The organism is Mesorhizobium sp. M0217 (genome assembly GCF_040321955.1).
Lineage (GTDB): Bacteria > Pseudomonadota > Alphaproteobacteria > Rhizobiales > Rhizobiaceae > Mesorhizobium.
Genome location: NZ_JAMYSN010000005.1, coordinates 85621 through 104940 on the forward strand (window position 1 = coordinate 85621; position 19320 = coordinate 104940).

23 protein-coding genes and 1 pseudogene are annotated in these 19320 nt (G+C 60.3%); 10 read left to right on the plus strand and 14 right to left on the minus strand.

Annotated features, from left to right (window positions below; translation table 11 throughout):
* Positions 1–9 precede the first annotated feature (9 nt).
* On the minus strand, positions 10–1008 hold the full coding sequence (locus tag NKJ18_RS11325) for a nicotinate-nucleotide--dimethylbenzimidazole phosphoribosyltransferase (protein ID WP_023726598.1): 999 nt from the start codon (positions 1006–1008) through the stop codon (positions 10–12).
* 187 nt (positions 1009–1195) lie between these two features.
* On the opposite strand from NKJ18_RS11325, the gene NKJ18_RS11330 reads away from it, so the two are divergent.
* On the plus strand, positions 1196–1429 hold the full coding sequence (locus NKJ18_RS11330) for a DUF1289 domain-containing protein (protein ID WP_023824914.1): 234 nt from the start codon (positions 1196–1198) through the stop codon (positions 1427–1429).
* A 13-nt stretch (positions 1430–1442) separates the two neighbouring features.
* Positions 1443–2147: a TIGR02281 family clan AA aspartic protease gene (locus tag NKJ18_RS11335; RefSeq protein ID WP_352758240.1), complete on the plus strand. Its 705-nt coding sequence runs from the start codon at positions 1443–1445 to the stop codon at positions 2145–2147.
* Between the two features lie 5 nt (positions 2148–2152).
* On the opposite strand, the gene dusA is transcribed toward NKJ18_RS11335, so the two are convergent.
* On the minus strand, positions 2153–3148 hold the full coding sequence (dusA, locus tag NKJ18_RS11340) for a tRNA dihydrouridine(20/20a) synthase DusA (RefSeq protein WP_023726600.1): 996 nt from the start codon (positions 3146–3148) through the stop codon (positions 2153–2155).
* A gap of 228 nt (positions 3149–3376) precedes the next feature.
* A complete protein-coding gene (locus NKJ18_RS11345; protein ID WP_023726601.1) occupies positions 3377–3673 on the minus strand; it encodes a hypothetical protein in 297 nt (98 codons plus the stop codon).
* A gap of 248 nt (positions 3674–3921) precedes the next feature.
* On the opposite strand from NKJ18_RS11345, the gene NKJ18_RS11350 reads away from it, so the two are divergent.
* From NKJ18_RS11350 to NKJ18_RS11360, 3 genes are all read left to right on the plus strand, one after another.
* Positions 3922–4269 carry a DUF1294 domain-containing protein gene (locus tag NKJ18_RS11350; RefSeq protein ID WP_352758241.1) on the plus strand — a complete coding sequence of 116 codons (348 nt, stop codon included), beginning with the start codon at positions 3922–3924 and terminating at the stop codon, positions 4267–4269.
* 365 nt (positions 4270–4634) lie between these two features.
* The gene (locus NKJ18_RS11355) at positions 4635–4823 is read left to right on the plus strand and encodes a hypothetical protein (RefSeq protein ID WP_156931615.1); all 189 of its coding nucleotides are present in this window, start codon (positions 4635–4637) and stop codon (positions 4821–4823) included.
* Positions 4824–4952: 129 nt separating this feature from the next.
* Entirely contained in the window at positions 4953–5492 is a 540-nt protein-coding gene (locus NKJ18_RS11360; RefSeq protein ID WP_023726603.1) for a hypothetical protein, read from the plus strand.
* A gap of 23 nt (positions 5493–5515) precedes the next feature.
* On the opposite strand, the gene NKJ18_RS11365 is transcribed toward NKJ18_RS11360, so the two are convergent.
* The 10 genes from NKJ18_RS11365 to NKJ18_RS11410 form a co-directional block, all read right to left on the minus strand.
* Positions 5516–6109 (minus strand): hypothetical protein, encoded by a 594-nt coding sequence (locus NKJ18_RS11365; protein ID WP_023824910.1) that lies wholly within the window; start codon positions 6107–6109, stop codon positions 5516–5518.
* Positions 6106–6693 carry a L,D-transpeptidase gene (locus NKJ18_RS11370; RefSeq protein WP_023689303.1) on the minus strand — a complete coding sequence of 196 codons (588 nt, stop codon included), beginning with the start codon at positions 6691–6693 and terminating at the stop codon, positions 6106–6108. Before NKJ18_RS11370 ends, NKJ18_RS11365 begins: the two co-directional genes overlap by 4 nt.
* Positions 6674–7840, minus strand: coding sequence for a CpaE/TadZ family protein (locus NKJ18_RS11375; protein ID WP_352758242.1), 1167 nt, complete (start codon positions 7838–7840; stop codon positions 6674–6676). The genes NKJ18_RS11370 and NKJ18_RS11375 overlap by 20 nt, the downstream gene beginning before the upstream one ends.
* Complete coding sequence (locus NKJ18_RS11380; RefSeq protein ID WP_352597210.1) at positions 7837–8472, minus strand: TadE/TadG family type IV pilus assembly protein; 636 nt, start codon at positions 8470–8472, stop codon at positions 7837–7839. Before NKJ18_RS11380 ends, NKJ18_RS11375 begins: the two co-directional genes overlap by 4 nt.
* 2 nt (positions 8473–8474) lie before the next feature.
* Complete coding sequence (locus tag NKJ18_RS11385; protein ID WP_352758243.1) at positions 8475–9011, minus strand: TadE/TadG family type IV pilus assembly protein; 537 nt, start codon at positions 9009–9011, stop codon at positions 8475–8477.
* Between the two features lie 5 nt (positions 9012–9016).
* A complete protein-coding gene (locus tag NKJ18_RS11390) occupies positions 9017–10549 on the minus strand; it encodes a TadE/TadG family type IV pilus assembly protein (protein ID WP_352758244.1) in 1533 nt (510 codons plus the stop codon).
* 62 nt (positions 10550–10611) lie between these two features.
* Positions 10612–10893 carry a hypothetical protein gene (locus NKJ18_RS11395; protein ID WP_352597204.1) on the minus strand — a complete coding sequence of 94 codons (282 nt, stop codon included), beginning with the start codon at positions 10891–10893 and terminating at the stop codon, positions 10612–10614.
* A gap of 4 nt (positions 10894–10897) precedes the next feature.
* A complete protein-coding gene (locus tag NKJ18_RS11400; protein WP_352597202.1) occupies positions 10898–12343 on the minus strand; it encodes a type II and III secretion system protein family protein in 1446 nt (481 codons plus the stop codon).
* A gap of 50 nt (positions 12344–12393) precedes the next feature.
* Positions 12394–13431 (minus strand): Flp pilus assembly protein CpaB, encoded by a 1038-nt coding sequence (gene cpaB, locus NKJ18_RS11405; RefSeq protein WP_352597200.1) that lies wholly within the window; start codon positions 13429–13431, stop codon positions 12394–12396.
* A gap of 80 nt (positions 13432–13511) precedes the next feature.
* Positions 13512–13730 (minus strand): Flp family type IVb pilin, encoded by a 219-nt coding sequence (locus NKJ18_RS11410; protein ID WP_352597198.1) that lies wholly within the window; start codon positions 13728–13730, stop codon positions 13512–13514.
* 528 nt (positions 13731–14258) lie between these two features.
* On the opposite strand from NKJ18_RS11410, the gene NKJ18_RS11415 reads away from it, so the two are divergent.
* The 5 genes from NKJ18_RS11415 to NKJ18_RS11435 are packed head-to-tail and all read left to right on the plus strand — an operon-like array spanning position 14259 to position 18730.
* Positions 14259–15647, plus strand: coding sequence for a TadA family conjugal transfer-associated ATPase (locus tag NKJ18_RS11415; protein ID WP_352758245.1), 1389 nt, complete (start codon positions 14259–14261; stop codon positions 15645–15647).
* Positions 15647–16618 (plus strand): type II secretion system F family protein, encoded by a 972-nt coding sequence (locus NKJ18_RS11420; RefSeq protein WP_352597194.1) that lies wholly within the window; start codon positions 15647–15649, stop codon positions 16616–16618. Before NKJ18_RS11415 ends, NKJ18_RS11420 begins: the two co-directional genes overlap by 1 nt.
* A gap of 16 nt (positions 16619–16634) precedes the next feature.
* A complete protein-coding gene (locus tag NKJ18_RS11425) occupies positions 16635–17585 on the plus strand; it encodes a type II secretion system F family protein (protein WP_352597192.1) in 951 nt (316 codons plus the stop codon).
* 53 nt (positions 17586–17638) lie between these two features.
* Positions 17639–18181 (plus strand): tetratricopeptide repeat protein, encoded by a 543-nt coding sequence (locus NKJ18_RS11430; RefSeq protein WP_352758246.1) that lies wholly within the window; start codon positions 17639–17641, stop codon positions 18179–18181.
* Between the two features lie 9 nt (positions 18182–18190).
* The gene (locus tag NKJ18_RS11435) at positions 18191–18730 is read left to right on the plus strand and encodes a prepilin peptidase (protein WP_352758247.1); all 540 of its coding nucleotides are present in this window, start codon (positions 18191–18193) and stop codon (positions 18728–18730) included.
* Positions 18731–19007: 277 nt separating this feature from the next.
* Here the strand turns inward: NKJ18_RS11435 and NKJ18_RS11440 are convergent.
* Positions 19008–19205: pseudogene (locus tag NKJ18_RS11440) on the minus strand (winged helix-turn-helix domain-containing protein); the annotation flags it as partial.
* Positions 19206–19320 lie beyond the last annotated feature (115 nt).

Below are 19320 nucleotides of genomic sequence, written 5' to 3' on the forward strand. Positions count from 1 at the left end.
CAGCTTGTTCTAGGCTTTGACCGCCGCCGCCATGCCCGAACTGGTAAGCGCCGCCGCCTTGACCAGACCGGCGGCAAGGGCGGCCCCTACCCCTTCGCCGTGGCTGATGCCGAGATCGAACAGCGGCCTGAGGCCGAGCCGCTCGGCGGCAAGCCTTTGGCCGGGTTCGGGCGACTGGCTGGCCAGCAGGCAATGGTCGAGCGCACCCGGGTTGGCGGCATGCAGCACGGCAGCGGCAGCGGTCGCGGCGAAGCCGTCGAGCAGCACCGGGATTTTTTGCATCCGGGCGGCGAGGATAGCGCCGGCAATGGCCGCGAATTCGCGGCCGCCGACCCGGCGCAGTGCTTCCAGGGGGTCCTTCAGAGCCGCACCATGCAAGGCGACGGCTTTATCGACTACATCAGCCTTGCGCGCCTGCATGGCCGCGTCGGCGCCCGAGGCGGGGCCGACCCAGTCGGCGCCGCTGCCACCGAACAGGGCGGCGCACAAAGCCGCCGCAACGGTGGAGTTGCCGACGCCGAGATCGCCGAGGCAAATCAGATCGGAGCCACCGGCAATGGCTTCCATGCCGAAGGCCATGGTGGCGGCGCAGCCGCGTTCGTCGAGGGCGGCGTCCTCGGTGATGTCGGCGGTCGCAATGTGCAGCGCCAGATCGAACACCTTGAGGCCAAGATTGTTGGCGACGCAAATCTGGTTGATTGCCGCACCGCCGGCGGCGCACAGCTCAACGGCGTTTGCGGTCGCAGCGACAGGGCGCGGCGAGATGCCGTGGCGGGTCACGCCATGGTTACCGGCGAAGATCGCCACTAGGGGCCGGTTCACCGCCGGCGGGGCGCGCCCGCTCCAGACAGCAAGCCAGGCGGCGATGTCCTCGATACGTCCAAGCGAGGCTTTCGGCTTGTCGGCCTTGGAAAACAGGGTGCGCACCCTGTTTTCCGCGACTGTATCGGCAGGCGGCAGGCTCGCCAGCAGATTGCGAAAGTCGTCGAAGGGCAGCGCGCTGGTCATGTCGGTCCTGATCATTCCCTGTGGTTGATCAGCGGCATAACCGCCTTGCCCGGCCGGCACAACTCCCCTCGACATTGGCGCGAAAGCGGTTGCCCGCGCCGCATTCCGAAGGGCTTGCATTGGCTTTGCCGTTGCACCATGTGGAGATGGAACGAGGGATTCCGGACGGAACCTTCAAGAGAAAGTCATGACGGCCATCGAATCCCCGTGCATCCTGGTCTGTTCGATCGACATGAAAACCGGCTTCTGCTTCGGCTGTGGCCGCACGCGCGATGAAATCGGCGCCTGGATGGGGATGACGCCGGAGGTACGCCGCAGCGTCATGGCCGAGTTGCCGGCCCGATTGGAAACGGTCGAGCGCCGGCCGCGCCGGGAAACACGCCGCAGCCGCATGGCGCGCGAGCGCGACGTCCTCTCTTGAGGCGGCAGGTCCAATGAACCGACTGTTCTGGATCGTGATGGCGGCAATCGGCCTCGGGCTGGTGCTGCTGATGATCAACAACGACGCCGGCAGCACGTTCGGCATCGAGAATTACGATTTCAGCCGTCTGGTCTGGCTGGGGGCGATCGGCTTGCTCGTCAGCGCCGGCCTTGTCCGGTCCGGCAGGCCGCTCGGCGTCATGGCCCGCAATCTCGGCACGTGGGCCCTGATCGTGCTGGCGCTCGTCGCCGGCTACCAGTACCGCTACGAGTTGCAGGATTTCGCCAGCCGGGTGACGGCGGGCCTCGTTCCCGGCAGCCCGCTGGCGCTCGGCGTCGAGGACGGCCATGCCACCGTGACCCTGGACAAGGCCGACAGCGGCCATTTCGAGGCCCGCATCACGATCAACGGCGCGCCGATCCGCACCGTCGTCGATACCGGCGCGACCAGTACAGTGCTCACCGCCGAAGACGCGCTGGCGGCCGGCTTCAATCCGGCCGCGCTGAGCTTCACCGTCCCGGTCTCGACCGCCAATGGCATGGCACGCGCCGCTTCGGTGCGCACCGACGAACTGGCGATCGGCGGCATCGTGCGCAAGAACATGCAGGTGATGGTCGCCGCGCCCGGCGCGCTCAGCCAGAGCCTGCTCGGCATGAACTTCATCGGTTCCCTGTCGGGTTTCGACGTGCGCGGCGACCGGATGATTCTGCGCGACTGAACTGCTTAAGCGGCCTTTTCAACACGGTCGAAATCGACGGCAGCGAACGCTGCCTTCAGCACATCCGGTCCGGCGCCGGGTTTCGTCGCGTCGGTGGACAGTATCTGCCGGAAGCGGCGCGCGCCCGGCAGGCCGTGGAACAGCCCGACCATGTGGCGGGTGACGTGGCCGAGCCGCCCGCCCTGCTCGATATGCCGCGCGGCGTAGTCGGCCATCGTGTCGATCAGCGCGGCAAAATCGTAGGCGCCGGCCTTGTCGCCGTAGAATGCCGCGTCGACGCCGGCCAAGATGCCTGGCGTGTGGTAGGCGGCGCGGCCAAGCATGGCGCCATCGACATGATCGAGGTGGCGAGCCGCCTCTTCGAGCGATTGAACGCCGCCGTTGATGCCGATGAATTTGTTCGATTTTCCCGCCTTGAGGCGATAGACCCTGTCATAGTCGAGCGGCGGGATGTCGCGATTTTCCTTCGGGCTCAGACCCTCCAGCCAAGCCTTGCGCGCATGCACCCACAGCGCGTCGGCGCCGGCCGCGAAAACGCCGTCGGCCAGCGCGTCGAGCGCGGGCTCCGGATCCTGCTCGTCGACGCCGATGCGGCATTTGACCGTCACCGGGATTTTCACCGCCGCCTTCATCGCCGCCACACAATCGGCGACGAGGTCAGGCACTTTCATCAGGCAGGCGCCGAACGTGCCGGACTGGACGCGGTCGGACGGACAGCCGACATTGAGATTGATCTCGTCGTAGCCGAAGCCCTCGCCGATGCGCGCCGCCTCGGCCAGCTTTTGCGGATCGGAGCCGCCGAGCTGCAGTGCCACCGGATGTTCGGTCTCGTCAAAACCAAGCAGCCGCTCGCGCGCACCATGGATGACAGCGTCCGCCACCACCATTTCGGTGTAGAGCAGCGCACGCTGCGTCAACTGGCGGTGGAAGAACCGGCAATGCCGGTCGGTCCAGTCCATCATGGGTGCAATAGCCAGTCTATGATCTTGATTTTTCAGCATTTTTTCTTTAACATCAAATCGTTAGAGCAGCCCGAGTGCACGCGAATTTACGCCAGAATACGACCCTTTTCGCCACGTTTCGATCTCTCAGTGCACACGGAGCGCACACGAGAAAATGGCCACCTACACAAAACTCTCGTCCGGTTCATGGCGTGTCCAAGTCCGTCGCAAGGGTCGCTACGTTAGCGAGACCTTTCTGCGCCGAGACGACGCCAGGCGCTGGGCAACCTAAACCGAGCGCCAAGTCGATCGCGGTGAGACGCCGACCAAGTCCGTATAGCGCGCCTGAAAACTTTCGGCGAACCCATCGACCTTCATATCGACGACATGTGCGATGTAGGCAAGTCCCCTCGCCGCTCCAAGGCCGCAGCCCTCGATATGCTCCAAAGACATCTGGGGAAGTGCAACATAGCTGCCCTTGATCGCGAACGGCTCATTCGTTTTGGTCGCGACCGGGCCGCCCAAGGTGCCGGACCGATGACGCTCGGCATCGACATTGGCTTTGTAAAACTCATTCTGGCTCATGCCGCTGCGGTGCACGGTCTGCCCGTCAAGGTCGAACCGGTTGATCTCGCGCGTATTGCCCTGAAGAGGCTTCGCGTGGTTGGAAAGGCCATCAGCGCGACAGGCGCCCGACGCAGGATGAACTCGACAGGCTCATCGGTCACTTCGTGTCACCATGACGACGTTTCAGATAGCCCATTTAGATGGACCCGTTGCCATCCGATGATTTAGCGGGCTTAGGTTATACTGGCCCGAAGGTGGAGGAGCGCATGCCGGGGCAGTTTGCAATCGGGGTCATCGGCTACGCTGTCGCGGTAAACTTGCTGGCTTACGCCACCATGTCGTTCGACAAGGCTAAGGCCAAAAACGGTGCCCAACGCATTCCAGAGTCGACGCTTCTTACACTCGCCATCATTGGCGGTAGCATCGGGACTGTGATCGCGCAAAAGACGATCCGGCACAAGACGCGCAAGGAGCCGTTCCGCTCCAGCCTCGCTCGCATCGTCCTGCTCCAAGTCCTCGCGGTAATCGCGATTGAAGTGGGATTGCTCTTTCCGGGATTGCCCGAAGCGCTCTCGCGATTACTGACATTCGGAGGCGAATTCGGGGGCCTCTAGTTTCAAGGGTGTCAAGAGCGGACGTTCAAGCGGCACCGGATCAGCGATGAATGCCGGCGCGCGCCCTACCGGAACCGACCCCGACTGCTGGCCATCAATGCGCGGCTAGCGTCAACCTTCGCGAAAAAGGGACGAGCATCGGCACCTTTCGCGAGTACGCGTCGTATTCTGGAAAGGCGGCCAAGGACAAGACGCGTACTTCGTTCAACATCCGCCGGTATTGAATGGCAAAATTCACTGCGAGGAGCCAAGAATCGCGATCGTGGTTACCCGGTAGCCAGGCCATTGGAACCAGTTCGCGAATTCGGCGTTGCGAGCGGATGATCAGAAGTTTCGCTTACGCTCTTATCCTCGTCCAGGTATCCATGGCGACCGCGCTGGCTACACAGGTATTCCTGTCGACCGCCGAGGAAGCCCGTAGCTCAGAACTCTCGCTGGCGCCGGCGCCAGGCGAAGAGGGATGCGCCAAGGCGATGTGGCCCAATATTCCGGAACGATGTCTGCAACGAGTCGAGCCGAAGGTGGTGACGCTCGTGCTCACCCAAAACAACTAATGGCGCATGCCGCTTTCTGATATGCAGCTGCCATGCGCCGCTGGCTGCGCTGCCGCGGCACCACCAACGCTCCGTTAAGCCTCGCTCAATCTCTGCAAGCTATCTTGTTGCCAGTTTGTCGAGGGTGACATGAAGCGCAAGTCGATAATGCTCTTTGCCTTCCCAGCTCTGATCCTGCTTATCTTGGCAGGGGAGCGCATGGCGACTTTCTTGCTGGGAGCATATCCGGCCAGTCCCACAATGTGGCGGTTTTGGCTTGAACTAAGGCCGCTGTCGACCATGTTCTGGCAACAGGTCGATCTTTATCTCGGGTCGTCGATGGTTTTTGATGCCTTGATGCTGGCCGCCGCGTCGACCGCTTGCTGGATGGCGTGCCGCACAAGAAGGTCGGCCGCGTTCTTCTTCCTTGCCAACCACGTCGCCCTGCTTTTCGCCGGGTTGATGATCGCTGTCACCAGCCATTCCGAAACAGCCAGCACGATCGCCTCTTTCACGGTACCCGGCGGCCTTCCGTTCCAACTAACGGTCGATTTCACCTTGAAGAACAGTCTTGTGCTGTTTCTGGGCGTGACGGCATGCGCCTACTGCCATGTCATCTTCCTCAGCGAAACCCGACAGCGGTCCGAAGCGCTGGCCGCTAGGCTCGTTGCTCTGCAGCGAGATCTCTAGGATAGCCCCACCTTTTTCCGGCGTTAGTTGATCTTCCGGTAGTAAACCTTGCCGTCGGCCTGCTCTATGCGCTGGTAGTCGGGGCTTGGGGCAGGCGCTGCAGCTGCAATCCTCCTTTTGGGCGGACGCGGTGTATCGACGACGCTGGGCTCGGTCGCGTCTTCACCATCGAGAACAGCAGGCGCCTCCGCCATGCTGCTGGTCGTGTCGACGGAAGGTTCCGCTGCGCTCGACGTGATTTCGTCATGGACAATAGGCTGGTTCTGTTCCAGCCGGGCTATGCTCCGGTTGATTTCGCCAAAGCTGCTCTGCAGTTGAGTGTCCAGTTTTTCAAATCGGCTCTGAAAACCGTTGTTGACCGTGTCCAGCCGGCCCCCGATTCGTTGTTCAAACGTCCCGAGTTGTTCCAGGCGCCCTTCCAGAAAGCGCATATCGCTGATGCCGCGGTATAGATAAACCGCGGCTACCATATTCACCAAAGTGAGCAGGGACGTGCCGATGATGACCGCGCCGATAATGCTTTTGTCGCTCGGTTTCACAACGGCAGCTTGCTCTCCGGTGCGGGCTGCTGTCCCAATCTCGATTGCCGGCATGTCCGGTTCGCTGATCATCGTCATTGAACCACCACCTTTGCGCCGATCGCGACGCGCTTGAAGAGATCGATCACATCGGTGTTGGTAAGGCGAAAACACCCCGATGTTCCGTCGAAGCCAACACCCTTGGGATCGTTGGTTCCGTGTATCCGATAGAGCGTGTCACGCCCGTCCCGAAGCAGATAGAGCGCCCTGGCGCCGAGTGGGTTGTAGGGACCGGCAGGCACCATTTGCGGCAGGTCCGGCTGGCGGGCGCGCATTTCGCGGGGTGGGCGCCATTCCGGCCATTCGGTCTTCGCCCCCACCTTGACGACCCCGGTCCAGCCAAATCCGTCGCGTCCGACGCTGATCTGATAGCGAAGCGCCTGGCCCTGTCGGGTCACCAGGTAAAGCGCTTTCTCGCCCTTGCGGATAACGATTGTTCCGGGCTGTTCTGTCGTCTCGAAGGCAACTGTCTTGCGCAGGCTGGGGCCCATTGCCGGCAGCGGCGGCCGATCCGAAAGTGCCGATCGCGCGCTGGCAAAATCCTGGACCGACATCGCCAGCGCCATGCCCATGGCGCAGACCAACCCAAGGACGATCCGATACCTATTTGGCAGCAGCGTCATCGAGCCGCTCTTTGAACATCCGCTTCAGGTCCTTGTTGAAGCGCGCACGCCCATCCACCTCGGCAGGCAGGATAGCACGGTTCAACGCATCGGTGAGGAGCGCATTGTCCAGCGCGACCGACTTGATGTGCGGCGCCTTGAAGATCTTTTCGAGTTCGCTGCGCGAAAAATGGTTGCCGAACCATTTGCGCTTGTGCTTGTTGGCGACCAGCGTGATGCTGACAGCATTGCCACGCAACTCACGGATCTTCTTGTAGAGCCGTTTGCCTTGCCGCAGCGAGGCGACGTTGAGTTCGAAGACGATGAATATCTCATCGCTCGTCGACAGCACGGAATTGTGCCAAGGCGTCTCGATGTTCGGCAGGTCGATGACGATGTCGTCAAACCGGTAGGCGACGAGGTCCAGCAGCCGGAAGACAAAATCACTGCCCTGCGGTTCGAAAGGCAATTGCGGCCTCTCGAAGGAATAGAGCGTCAGCCCGGACGGGCGCGAGAGCTTGATGACATCCATCAGCTCGACGTCGAGCCTCTCCGGCTGGCCGATGATGCCGCCGAGGTCGAACTGGTTGAACTGGTTGAGATAGGCGCCGCAATTGGCGCTCTGGAAATCTAGGTCGACCAGACAAGTGGAAGCCGCCCGCTCTTTCGACTTCGATGACAGGAACTCGGCCGCCGAGAGAGCGAGCGTCGTCGCGCCGGCGCCGCCGCTCGCACTGATGAAGGTGATGATACGGCTTTTGGTTCCCTGGTTGCCGGTGTCGTGGAAGGTCACCGCATTGAGCAGTTCCTTGCCGTCGAGCGGCTTGTGCAGCCAGTCCGAAGCGTTCATGCGCACCAGCACACGCGTCTGCTCCGACGACAGTTCGTCCGAGACCGCGATCAGCGGCACGGTTGCCCAAAGGGCGCGCACTTCGACGATGCCCGGCCTGCCGAGCAACTCGCCATTGCCGAGGTCGAGGATGACGATGCCGGGGCGCGTGTCCGCGGGCGGACCCCTGAGGAAGTCGCCGGTCTCGGAAATCCGGACATCATAGATCGCCAGCGCGTCGAGCCGCGTCGCCACATCGCGCTTGAAATTCGCATCCGACGAGAAAAGCGCCACCTGCTTTCGCTTGGTCGGAAGGACCTTTGTGTCGATGGCGTTCATGGGAAAGTACTCTTCAAGTCTTCGCCCGTGACCGTGCTTAGCATGGAGGGCATAGTTTTGTTAGCGTACCCGAGTAGTCCTTGCAGGAAGAAGAACTGGAAGGTTATGTTCCGGAGGTTGACGGTAATTGTCGGCACCGGCCCACCCAGTCGGGTCTGATATCCCAGACCTGTAGCGGCATAGGTGACGACAACATTGTCGCGCCGCAGGCCTGGAAAGAAGTGGCACATGCCAGCCCGCTGGTCTGCGGCAAGGTCGGGACAGGCGTCGCTGTCGGTGTTTGCCGTGTCGCCGCGAAAGATGCGGCTGAAATTGGCGGCGCTGAAGCCGCCGCTGTTGCTGCAAGCGCCCGTGCCGGCGGTGTACGTGCAGACGAACGGCCCATAGACGCCGGCGACGACCGGAGCGCCCGGAGACGATGTCGGCCCGGCAGTCGCGAGGCTGGTTGCAATGGGATCCGATATCGACGCCAAGCGGGCGCCGATCTGCACGGCCTTGGTCGCAGCATTCCATTGATAGAAGGCGTAGCCGAAGTCGACGAACCCCAGCGTCAGCGTAAACAGCAGAGTCGATACAATGGCCATTTCCACCATGGTTGAGCCGTCTTCTGATTTTGCAAAGCGCCTGATCATGCTCAGAATCGGATCAACCGCTCTTCGTGAAAGCCATGCAGCGTCATAGAGTTGATGCCGACCAGCGACAGCATTCCGATGCCACTATAGGCCAACGTCCCAGCCGCCCTGACTATGCAGACTTGTGCAGTGGTAGTTCGATATTGGGTGACGCCGGATTCTACAGCGTCGTGACAGGAGCCGGCGGCTGCGATGGTGATCGTTACATCGGTTTTCTGCCAGCCATTGACGCGCGGGGTATCCGTTGACGGATTTGCTGCTGCTTTGCCGAACACGGCGATGTTCGCAGCGATGTCTGCGCAGTTTATCGCCGCCAGCCCCGCCTTGGTGTACAACTGACTGTTGCACCGCGCGGCAAAACGTGCCGCATCCGACAGGCCGGCTTCCATCAGAAGCTTCTTGTGGATCAAGTTGCCGAACTCGAACACGCCTCCCGAAAACAGAAGTATCAGCGGTGCGATTAGCGCCATTTCGACGAGAACCGTACCCCGTTGCTCGCGTCGAAATCGGTGGAGATGTTGGGACAGCGCTTTCATCATTGGCGTCACCGGTAGAGTTGGGCTTCGTCGCGAAGAAAATTGTCAAGCGTACCTTGGCCGGCACCGCCGGTTACGTCGACAAGTTCGACCATCACCGACGCGTCGTCAGACGCCGAGGGAACAGGTTCCGTGAGGAAGAAACTGCCGAAGGCTTCGACAGGCAGATTGGTGCTGTGGCCGGATAGATCGTTGCCCGCTGCTTCTAGCGCGTTGCAGTTCAGGATCGCGCCATAAATCAACCGACGATCAATTGTCGTGACAGGCGGCTGGCAAGCCGCCGACGGGGTTCCGACCTCTCCACCTGTTGACGCGCTGCTCACCAGACCTGCCGATATCTCGTAACGGTACACCTCATAGCGCGTTGGCTTTGTTGTGTCCCATGATGCAGGGTAAGCAGCGGAATGAAAGTTGGTGCTCCAGTAGCCGGAGAAATTCCAATTTCCATCGCCCATCCGGCCGCTCAGATACGGAGTGGTTGCATCCCGCGGAAGGCCCATTGTTCCAGCTAAGGTGAATGAAAGTTGGTTCATGGAAGGGCATTGGTTCGCGCTTCCTTGGGTTTTTATCGCCCCTTTGCGGACGTTCGCGGCTGGACCGTATACAGGAGTGTTGAAGTTGTTTCCGCTGGCTTTTATTCCGAACCGGACATTGAAGGCGTCCTGCACCGGGCCAGCATTCTGGCCGGTTTTTGTCGAAACGCTCGCGGAATTGTAGCATCCGATTGGGGTTGAAGTCGCAATCGTTTCAGCCAGCGCTTGGGCACCGTTTCCTATGCCTTGCGGGGGTTCAAGGAACCCGAAATTACCCGGACCAGCGGCAGCCCCGTTTCCGACCTTCCTCAGTTCTATCAGCCGGCGATGGACGGCCGGGTTGGAAACGGCCTGCTCAAGCGTGTAGCCGCCGGCATTGTTTATTCCGTTCGCCATCTCATAGGGATTGCACATGAAAACCGGTGTAAAATCGCAGACGCCGGAGGTGAAACCCGCCACCGCGACTGCTCCGACATTGAAGCTGTCACTGGCGCCGGACGTTACAAAAGAGGCTGGGAAGATTGCGGCAAACCCTTCGGGAACGACTGTCACCTGGATGAATCGCGTTTCCTTTTCTCCGACGGCAGGCGTACTGTCGGCCAGATAGGAGCCTTGGTTGGCTGTTGTGATCTTGGTGCCGTCAGACGGGGGGATGGCCTTGAGGAAGCACCAGGAGATGCTTCCGGCACTGTTGCAGCGCTGCGTGCCTCCCGGTTGGCCAGCGCCCATCGGGACTCTGCCTGCGGTCGAGAAATTGCTTTCGTTGTGCACAAGCGTCGCCATGGCCCGTTCGGCGCGCACCCAGGAGCCACTGCTCCCGTCCAACTCCGCTGCAGCCGCAAGCGCAAACGCGTCGGCGCCCTTCTGCAGATCGTTGTGCAGGTTGTTGACCCTGCTCATGTCGATCGCCAACAAGGAAAAACCGATGATCGCCGGCAGCATGACGCTGACGAGGATCAGCGCTAGTCCTTTCTGATCGTGCCAGAACGCGCGAACAGTTCGCAGCATGGCCCTATCCCTTTACCCCTCGCGCCAAGCCCTTCGAAGCCCGGCGCATCGCATCCTTCTGCTCAATTCGCTCCGTTGGTAACACCAGAACCGCCGACATTGACCGTGATTGCAGGCGGTGACGGTGGTGGTGGCGGAAATTTGTAGTTACGGGCAACAAGCGCACCCCGCGTGCCGTCGCCTTCGATATGTGTGTTCTTCGAATTCGGGTTGAATGGATCGACCGTCTGCAGCAGCGAATTGTATTTCTGCGTATCGCCGGCGGCCAGGGTCACCGAATCGTAATGGTTCAGATAGTCGGCGGCGCAGCTTGACAGCGCGCCGGCACACAAGAGGAGGACCAAGGCGCTATTTCTTGACATAGAGCATCTTGTCCTTCGATTTGAAGTCCAGCATGTGGCCATAGGGGCCGGTCACACCGTCTCCCGTTTCATATTTGCGGATCATATCCTTGTTCACCTCGAGCTGACCGAGGATGAAGAATTCCGGATCGTTGGCCGGCCGCGTCTTATCGAACGGGGTCGCCAGTTGCTCGCCGGGCTTGACCGGCCGCACGATGTGCGGCGTGACGATCACGACGAGTTCGGTCTCTTCCTTCTGGTTGCTCGAATTGCGGAACAGTGAGCCGATGACCGGAACCTGGCCGAGCCACGGCACCTGGTTCTGCAGCTTGGTGGTCTTGCTGGACAACAACCCGCCGACAGCGAAACTCTGGCCGTCGCGCAGTTCGACCACGGTCGCCAGCTTGCGGTTGGTGAAGATCGGGTCGCCGGCGGTGGTGAAACCGGTCAGGTCGCTCACCTCCGGCGCCAGCTTCATATGGATCTTGCCGTCGTCGAGTACGACCGGCGTGAACAGCAGATTGACGCCGAATTGCTTGTACGTGATGGTTACCTCACCATCGGTGCCGATGACACGGATAGGCACTTCGCCCCCGGCGTTGAAGCTGGCCGGCTCACCGGACAGCGTGGTGAGATTGGGCTCAGCCAGCGTGCGCACAGCCCCCTTGGCCTCAAGCGCTTCAATGATCAGGTCGACCTTGATGTTGCTGTCGATGACGCGGGTGATCAGCGCCGCGAAGGGACTACTGTTCGACAGTAGACCGCTAAGCAGACCGCCCGGTCCAAGCACCACATCGTCTTCATCGACGGCGGCAATGCCGGTTCCGGTGCGTGACGTGCCGCTACCGTTTGTGCTCCTGATCGACACACCGAGGTCGCGCCCGGTATTGCGCTTGGCCTCGAGCACACGCACCTCGAGATTCACCTGCTGGCTGTCGTCGACGATGACGGAATTTATGATGGCGTCGGGGCCATATTGCTGCACCACCTCAAGGATCGATGCCAGCGTGGCGCCGTCCTTGACATGGCCGCCAAGCCTCACCTTGCCGTTGATCGAACCGATCTCGATGCGCGCCCGAGGCGCCACCTGACGGATCGCCTGCGCCATGTCGCTGACATCGACACCGACTTCGATCTGGATGACGCCCAGCGAACGCTTTTCCGGGGAGAAGAGATTGACCGTGGTGGTGCCGGCGCTCTTGCCGATGACATAAAGCGTCCGGTCGGTCATCGGCTGGGCATCGGCGATCTTCTCGTCGCCGACTACGATATCGCCGAGGTTGGCGCTCACCTGGAGCGTCACCGACTGTGACATCGGCAGGAAGACGCGATGGACGCTCGGGTTCGACACGTCGATGAAACGGTCAGCCGCATCGGCCGCAAGGCCCGATAGCACCAGCGCAGCCAGACCGGACAACGCGGCCGCCCCCATCCTAGCCCAAATCCCCTGCATCCTATCTCCCCAATCACTGCCGCCGGCAGCCCTCGATTGCCGCGTGTCTGCTATGGTTGTCGCGGCACATCGTAGGATTCGAGCTTCACGCCGCGAAACACGCCCACTGTAACATTCTTCGGCGGTTCCGGCTGTACGTATTTTATCACTTCCTTAACGACTTCCCGGACTTCCGGCGCGGACGCCACGGCCGGAGCCGGCTTCACTTTGCCCAACTCGTCGAGGCGGCTTCCCACTCTGTCCACCGCCTGGGTCAATCCGGCAATCTTATCGTCGGCTCGCTTGCGCTCAGCCGCGGCCTCCGCTTCGGCCGCCGCCTGCTTATCGAGTTCGGCCTGCCTCTTCGCGACATCCGCGGGCGTCTCGCCGCTCAGGTCAGACAATGTCACGCGTTCGGTCGCCTCGCCTTTGCTTGCGGCAGCCTGGCGAAGGGCCAGCGACAATTGGCCTGCCCCGGCCGCTAATGTCAGCTTCTGCGCGTCCTTGGTGCTGGCCTCTAGCGTCACCGACTTCACAACCGTCGGGCTGTCCTTGCTTTCATCCGCCACCTGGTCGATGGCGAGCACCTTCATGCTCTGCAGCAGCACGTCGACAAAACTCTGGTCCGCGCCGCCATCGCCGCGCACCGTGCGCGTCAGCAGCACATCGACCCGGTCGCCGGGGAAAACGAAACCAGCTACCCCGAGCACATCGTTGACCCTGATGGAAACGGCTTTCATGCCCTCACTAAGCACCGCCGAAAGTGTGGCGCGCTGGCCTGGGCCGGTGACCTTGGAGGCAAGTACGGGCTCGTTGGCGCCGATGGCCTGCAATGCCTGCTTCGGAGTTTCGCCTAAAATCTCTTTCGTTGTTCTGAAGGCACCAGCCGGAACCGCGCCGGCCGGCCACGCGATTTCGCGCAATTTGTCGGCCGACAGTGTATCGCCAAATTTCAAAGGCACTGCTGCTACCACCACAGTGTCGCGCTGCAGGCCGTTAGCCTCGGCCAAAGCGCTACGCTGACTGGCCAGCCAGAAGTTTGCGAGAACCACCGCCAGGACACCGAACACGCCGGCTAGGACAATCATTATCAAAGTGTTGGCACGCATGAACTCCAAGCCCCAATTTGCCCGCCGCGCTGAAACTCAGGCCCGGATCGATCGATCCGGGCCTGAGTACTATTACGTGATCAGGTGCCGACGCCGGTCGCGCCGTTGCAGGACCCGATTGGCGAGTTTTCCAGCGCGGTGCAGAGACCGGTGAAACGACCTGTAACCCAGCCGCCGATCGCGAGGATCGCGAGAATGGCTGCCGCGGCGATAATGCCGACTAGGATGGAATATTCGACCATAGCAGCGCCGTTTTCATCGTCGCGGAACTGCCGGGCCACCGTCATGAGCTTCTTCATGTCAATGTCTCCCTTTGGAGGTTGAACCCGACGAGACAGAGCCAAGGATGAACCCCATACCCAAGCATCCCCCGTCACCTCGATCCTAGGTCGCACGAAAAAGCAGAGTCAAACGGATTAACGGTCCCTTAACCTTCCAATACCTGAACTTGCGAACGCAAAAGCCATTTGAATTCTAGTAAGAGCTTGATTCGGCTGAATTTTCAACCGGCCTTAACCATTCGTTCACAATTTGGCCACAGCCAAGGCAAAACGACAGTTGCATTAGCGAAGCTGCATATTCCTTTATATGTAAGGGTTTACCGACATTTTTCACCCGCATCTCATTTGTTGCGGTATGAAAGGTCCCGCGAGGTGGAAGTTGGGGAGAGGGTAAAGCGCGCGGCGTCGAAATAAAACGATATTTTTCTGGCGTCCTCCTTAACTATGTTGAAAGCATTGGCTCCACGTGAGACCCTCCAGCGCTTGTGCCTCGCTTGGTTAACGTTTAGTTTCCGCTAATAAGGGCTAACGGGGGTATAAGGGATTATGCTGGGGCGGTTTATCAAGGGACCAAGCGAGTTGCAGGCCTCGACAAGGGCCGAGCAGCCGACTGTGCTGCCTGCCGCTCCGGCCCTTTCGCCGGCCGCTGACATCGAATCGGGCGGCGACGATTTCCTGACACTCAAGGTCGAACTCCACCGCCATCTCATCGATCGTTTCAATCTGACCGCCCTTGAAAATGCGTCCAAGGATGAAATCCTGAACGAGATCCGGCCGATCGTGCGTGAGTTCGTTCGCGGTCGAAACGTGCCGCTGAATGCCCGCGAGCTCGATCAACTGACCATCGACACGGCCGACGAAATGCTGGGGCTCGGGCCGATCGAGCCGTTGCTCAAGGACGACTCCATTACCGATATCCTGATCAACACCCACAAGCGTGTCTTCATTGAACGGCGTGGCCTGGTTGAAGAGACGGCTATCCGGTTTCGTGACGAGGCGCACCTGCTGCGCGTCATCAACAAGATCGTTTCGGCGATCGGCCGGCGCGTCGACGAATCGTCCCCAATGGTCGATGCGCGGCTGGAGGACGGCTCCCGCGTCAACATCGCGGTTCGGCCGATATCGGTGGACGGCCCGCTGGTCTCAATCCGCAAATTCTCGAAGAATCCGTATTCGCTCGAACGACTGATGACGCTCAATTCAATCAAGCAGCCGATGATCGATCTGCTGCGAATCGCCGTCCAGGCGCGCAAGTCGATCCTGGTTTCGGGTGGCACCGGCAGCGGCAAGACGACCTTGCTCAACGCGCTGTCGAGCTACATCCCGTCCAGGGAACGCCTGATCACCATCGAGGATGCGGCGGAACTGCAGCTGCAGCAGCCGCATGTCGGTCGGCTCGAAACACGGCCGCCGAATGTCGAGGGCAAGGGCGAGGTCCGTCAGCGTGAGTTGGTCAAGAACGCGCTGCGCATGCGGCCCGACCGCATCATCGTCGGTGAGGTGCGTGGCGAGGAAGCCTTCGACATGCTTCAGGCGATGAATACCGGCCATGAAGGCTCGATGACCACCATCCATGCCAACACGCCTCGCGACGCTATTTCTCGTCTGGAACAGATGGTCGGCATGGCCGGCATGCCGATGACGCACGAATCCATACGGGCACAGATTGCTTCAGCCATCGACATCATCGTGCAGACGCAGCGGCTCGCCGATGGGGGCAGAAGGGTCGTTTCCATATCGGAACTGACAGGCATGGAAGGCAATGTCGTTCAGCTTCAGGAGATCTATCATTTTGTCCGCCGCGACGTGACGCCGGAAGGCAAGATTGTTGGAGATTTTCGCGCAACAGGGGTTCGCCCGCGGTTCGCCCAGGAAGCGGCGACGCTTGGTCACCATTTCGCCAAGGACGCCTTCAATCCGCAGGTTCCGCTCTGATGCCGACAGGTCAGACCTTGCTCTACTTCATTTATGTGCTGGCAGCGGCATCGGTGATCCTTGCCGCCGAGTCACTCTACTTGTCTTATGCTGGACGACGAATCAGAATCGGCACGATCAACCGACGACTTAAGCGGCTTGCAGAGGAGGCGCCGGCCGAGCAGACCCTCCAAGGCCTCTTGCGAGAACGTGGATTGACGGAATCGGGCGACTTTGTTTTTCGCGCGATCGGGCTAAACCGACTCTATACGCAATCAGGTATCACGGGCAATCCGCTGGCTTTCGCGGCAATGTTCCTCCTCGCGGGGCTGATGCTTGCGCTGGCTCTGAAGTTGCTTTTCGGCTTTTCCTCTATTGCCGCGCTCATCGTTTTTCTGCTGGTGGGTTTTGCGCTGCCTCTTCTTGTCCTTCGTCGCGCCCGCAACAAACGAATCCAGAGGTTCGCCAAGCAACTTCCCGACGCACTTGATATGATCGTCCGTTCGCTGCGCGCCGGCCACCCGGCTTCCGTGGCGATCGGTCTCGTCGCCCGGGAAATGCCCGATCCGCTCGGCACGGAATTCGGCATCGTCGCCGACGAAATCGCCTTCGGACTGAGCATCGAACAAGCCGTTCGAAAGTTGTCGCAACGAGTGGGTTTCGAAGGCCTTCACCTGCTTTCGGTGTCGCTCTCGATTCAGTCAAAGACCGGTGGCAATCTGACTGAGATCCTTGCTAATCTCTCATTGGTGTTGCGGGAGAGGCAAAAGCTCCGGCTGAAAATCAGGGCCCTTTCAGCCGAGGGCCGAATGTCGGCCTGGATCATCTCGCTTTTCCCGGTCGCGATGTTCTTTATCCTCCAGTTCGCTGCTCCGTCCTACTATGGGACCGTATGGAACAACCCGATAATCCTGCCTGTGTTCATGATTTTCGGGGGATGGGCGCTTCTGGGCGATTTTATCATGTATCGCATGGTCAACTTCGGTTTCTGAGGAGTGAAGCACGGCTGTGTTGTCCACCATTCAGGGTTTGAGCTTTCTGGTTTCGGTTGCCGTGTTCATGGCGGCGGCGGCGCTCTTTCTGTTCTGCGCTTTGGTCTTTATACCAGCGTTGCAGACGAGAAAATTGGTGGCGCAAAGCCTCTTGGCAGAGGGCATTGTCGACCGTCGTTCGCTTGCCGGCCAAGAGCAACTCGCCAGGATATCGGCACAAAAGCCGATCGACGCCTATTTCCGCACAATTGAGAAGGAGCGGGGTGAGCCGAATGCGCTTGAGACGAAGCTTTTTCGCGCCGGGTTCCACCAGCCAAATGCGCCCCTTGTTTATACCTTGTCGCGCATAGCTGCTGTAGCTATCGGCTTTTTTGCTGCCTACACGCTGCTATCTCGGGTGTTGCCACCTCAAATGCCCGGCTTTATTGCATTTGCAGGCGCCGGCTTGTTTGGGCTCGCCTGTCTGGTTGTCCCCAGTATTGGGCTTGACCGCTTCGAGAAAGCTCAGATGCAAATTTACCGTCGCGGCTTTCCCGACTTCATGGATATGATGATCACGTGCGCGGACGCAGGTATGAGCCTGGAAGCTGCGGTGGAGCGTGTTAGTAACGAACTGGCGGGAACCCACAAATGGCTGGGGATCCAGCTTGCCATCATGACTCTGCAACTGCGGGCGGGTAAGCCGTTGCGCGACGCATTGCGCGATCTGTCGGATCGTATTGGCCTTGACGAGGCGCGGGCGCTGGCCGTTCTGTTTCGGCAATCGGAAGAACTTGGCACCAGTCTCACGGAGGCGCTGCGCGTCTATAGCGACGAGATGCGCAGCCAGAGAATTCTTCGCGCCGAGGAGCGCGCTAATGCTTTGCCGGTCAAGATGATGATCCCCTTGGGACTGTGCATTTTTCCGGTTGTCTTGATGGTCATCATGTTGCCGGTTATCATTCGGATGAGGGGCATTTTCTTCTAGTTGCATGTATGCTTTGGTCCTAATATGAGTCCGGAGGGTTCGAGGGGAACTGCATGAAAAGAGTTGTCGCGGTCGCAGCCTGCCTATTGACGGTAGTGCTTGTCGGCTGCCAGACGGTGGACACATCCGACGGTGTCGTTCGCACCAACGAGCCGTCGAAAGGCGATGTAACGTCCTTTGGCGATGCGTTCGACGGGCTGAAGACGGTCGGCGACGTCGAATATTACGCCTCGGACCAGGCTGTTGCAGAGGCCAAGAACCAGTTCCGCGCGGAAAATTACGGCAATGCCGGTGCCTTGTTCTTCAAGGCGACGCAACTGGCCCCCAATGATGGTGGCGCCTGGATGGGACTGGCCGCCTCCTGCGATCGCATCCGCCGCTTCGACCTCGCCGATCGGGCCTATGGCCGAGCCTTCAAGCTGATGGGGGCGTCGCCCGAGTATTACAATAATATCGGTTATTCCTATCTGCTGCGCGGTAAGTTGCAGGACGCGCGCGCGAATTTCCTCAAGGCCTATGAGCTGGCACCCAACGATCCGACCGTGGTCAACAATCTGAAGCTCCTGTCGTCCAGCGTGCAGAACGTCGAGCGGTAGGCTGTCTGCATGTTGCTAGTCGCATCGCTGCCATTGAAGGCGTTGGCCATCCCTCTGCTTGCAAGGGTTGCCTGGGTGGACTTCACCACCCAAAAGATATCCAACGGCATCGTGCTGCTGCTGCTCGGCTTGGGCTTAGGCTCGCTGCTGTTGGTGGCTGTTCAGTCCGGATCCTGGTGGGACATGGGCATGAGCGTGGCTGCCGGCCTCCTGCTGTTTGTCGTGTTCTTCCCCTTCTGGGCCTTGCGCAAGGTGGGCGCCGGCGATGTCAAGCTGATGGCAGTCATGCCGCTTCTGGTCGGCGGCGCCGGCCTTCTCGTGTTTTCTCTGCTGCTGATGGTGTTCGCCGTTGCCATGGCCGTGGTGGTGGTAAATCCGTTCCTGCTGCCGGCGGGCGCGTTTCGCGTCTATGTCCAGCATATGGACAGGAAGGGCGTCGTTCCTTTTGGCGTGCCGATTTCGGCAGCTGCGATTGGCGCTATCGGTTTCCAGATTTACGGGAGTTGGGTGGTGGCGAGCAGCTCAGGAATCCTGGATCAGCTTAATTGAACCTCGGCAGTCCGCTTTGCTGCACGAAGCGCGCACCGACGTAATCTTTGCTTAGTGCCGAACTGGCAGTCTATCTGCCTATTGAGGGTGCGCTATGATACAGGATTACCGGTCGACAGTTGCCTGGTTGGCGGCTGGATTGATTGTTGGTGCCGTGGCGTTCCCGTTTGCGGCTGTTGTCAACAAACCGGCGACACCAACAATTATCAGCGCCGAACCGCCACCGCTCCCAATCATCAAAAAGACGTTCGTCCGAAAATGGCGCCGTACATAGCGATCAGTGGTGCCTGTCCCCAATACCGCGCACCGTCTGCAGCGAGACCCGGATTTGGAGCGGATCGCGCTCGATCTTGCGGCTCAGCCGGTTGATCTGGACGTCGATGGTGCGCTCGCCGACTTCCGAATCGTCACCGGCGAGTGCATAACGCGGCATGGTTTCGCCGACCCGTGCGGCGAAGACCGCCAGGATCTCTTGCTAGCGGCCGCGCGCCCGCCGCCCCGCCTCAGTTCGCGCCTGCACAGCGTGCCATGCGTTCCCCAGCGCTCCTAACGACATTGGCACGATCATCGAAGGTTGCTTCAATGGCAGG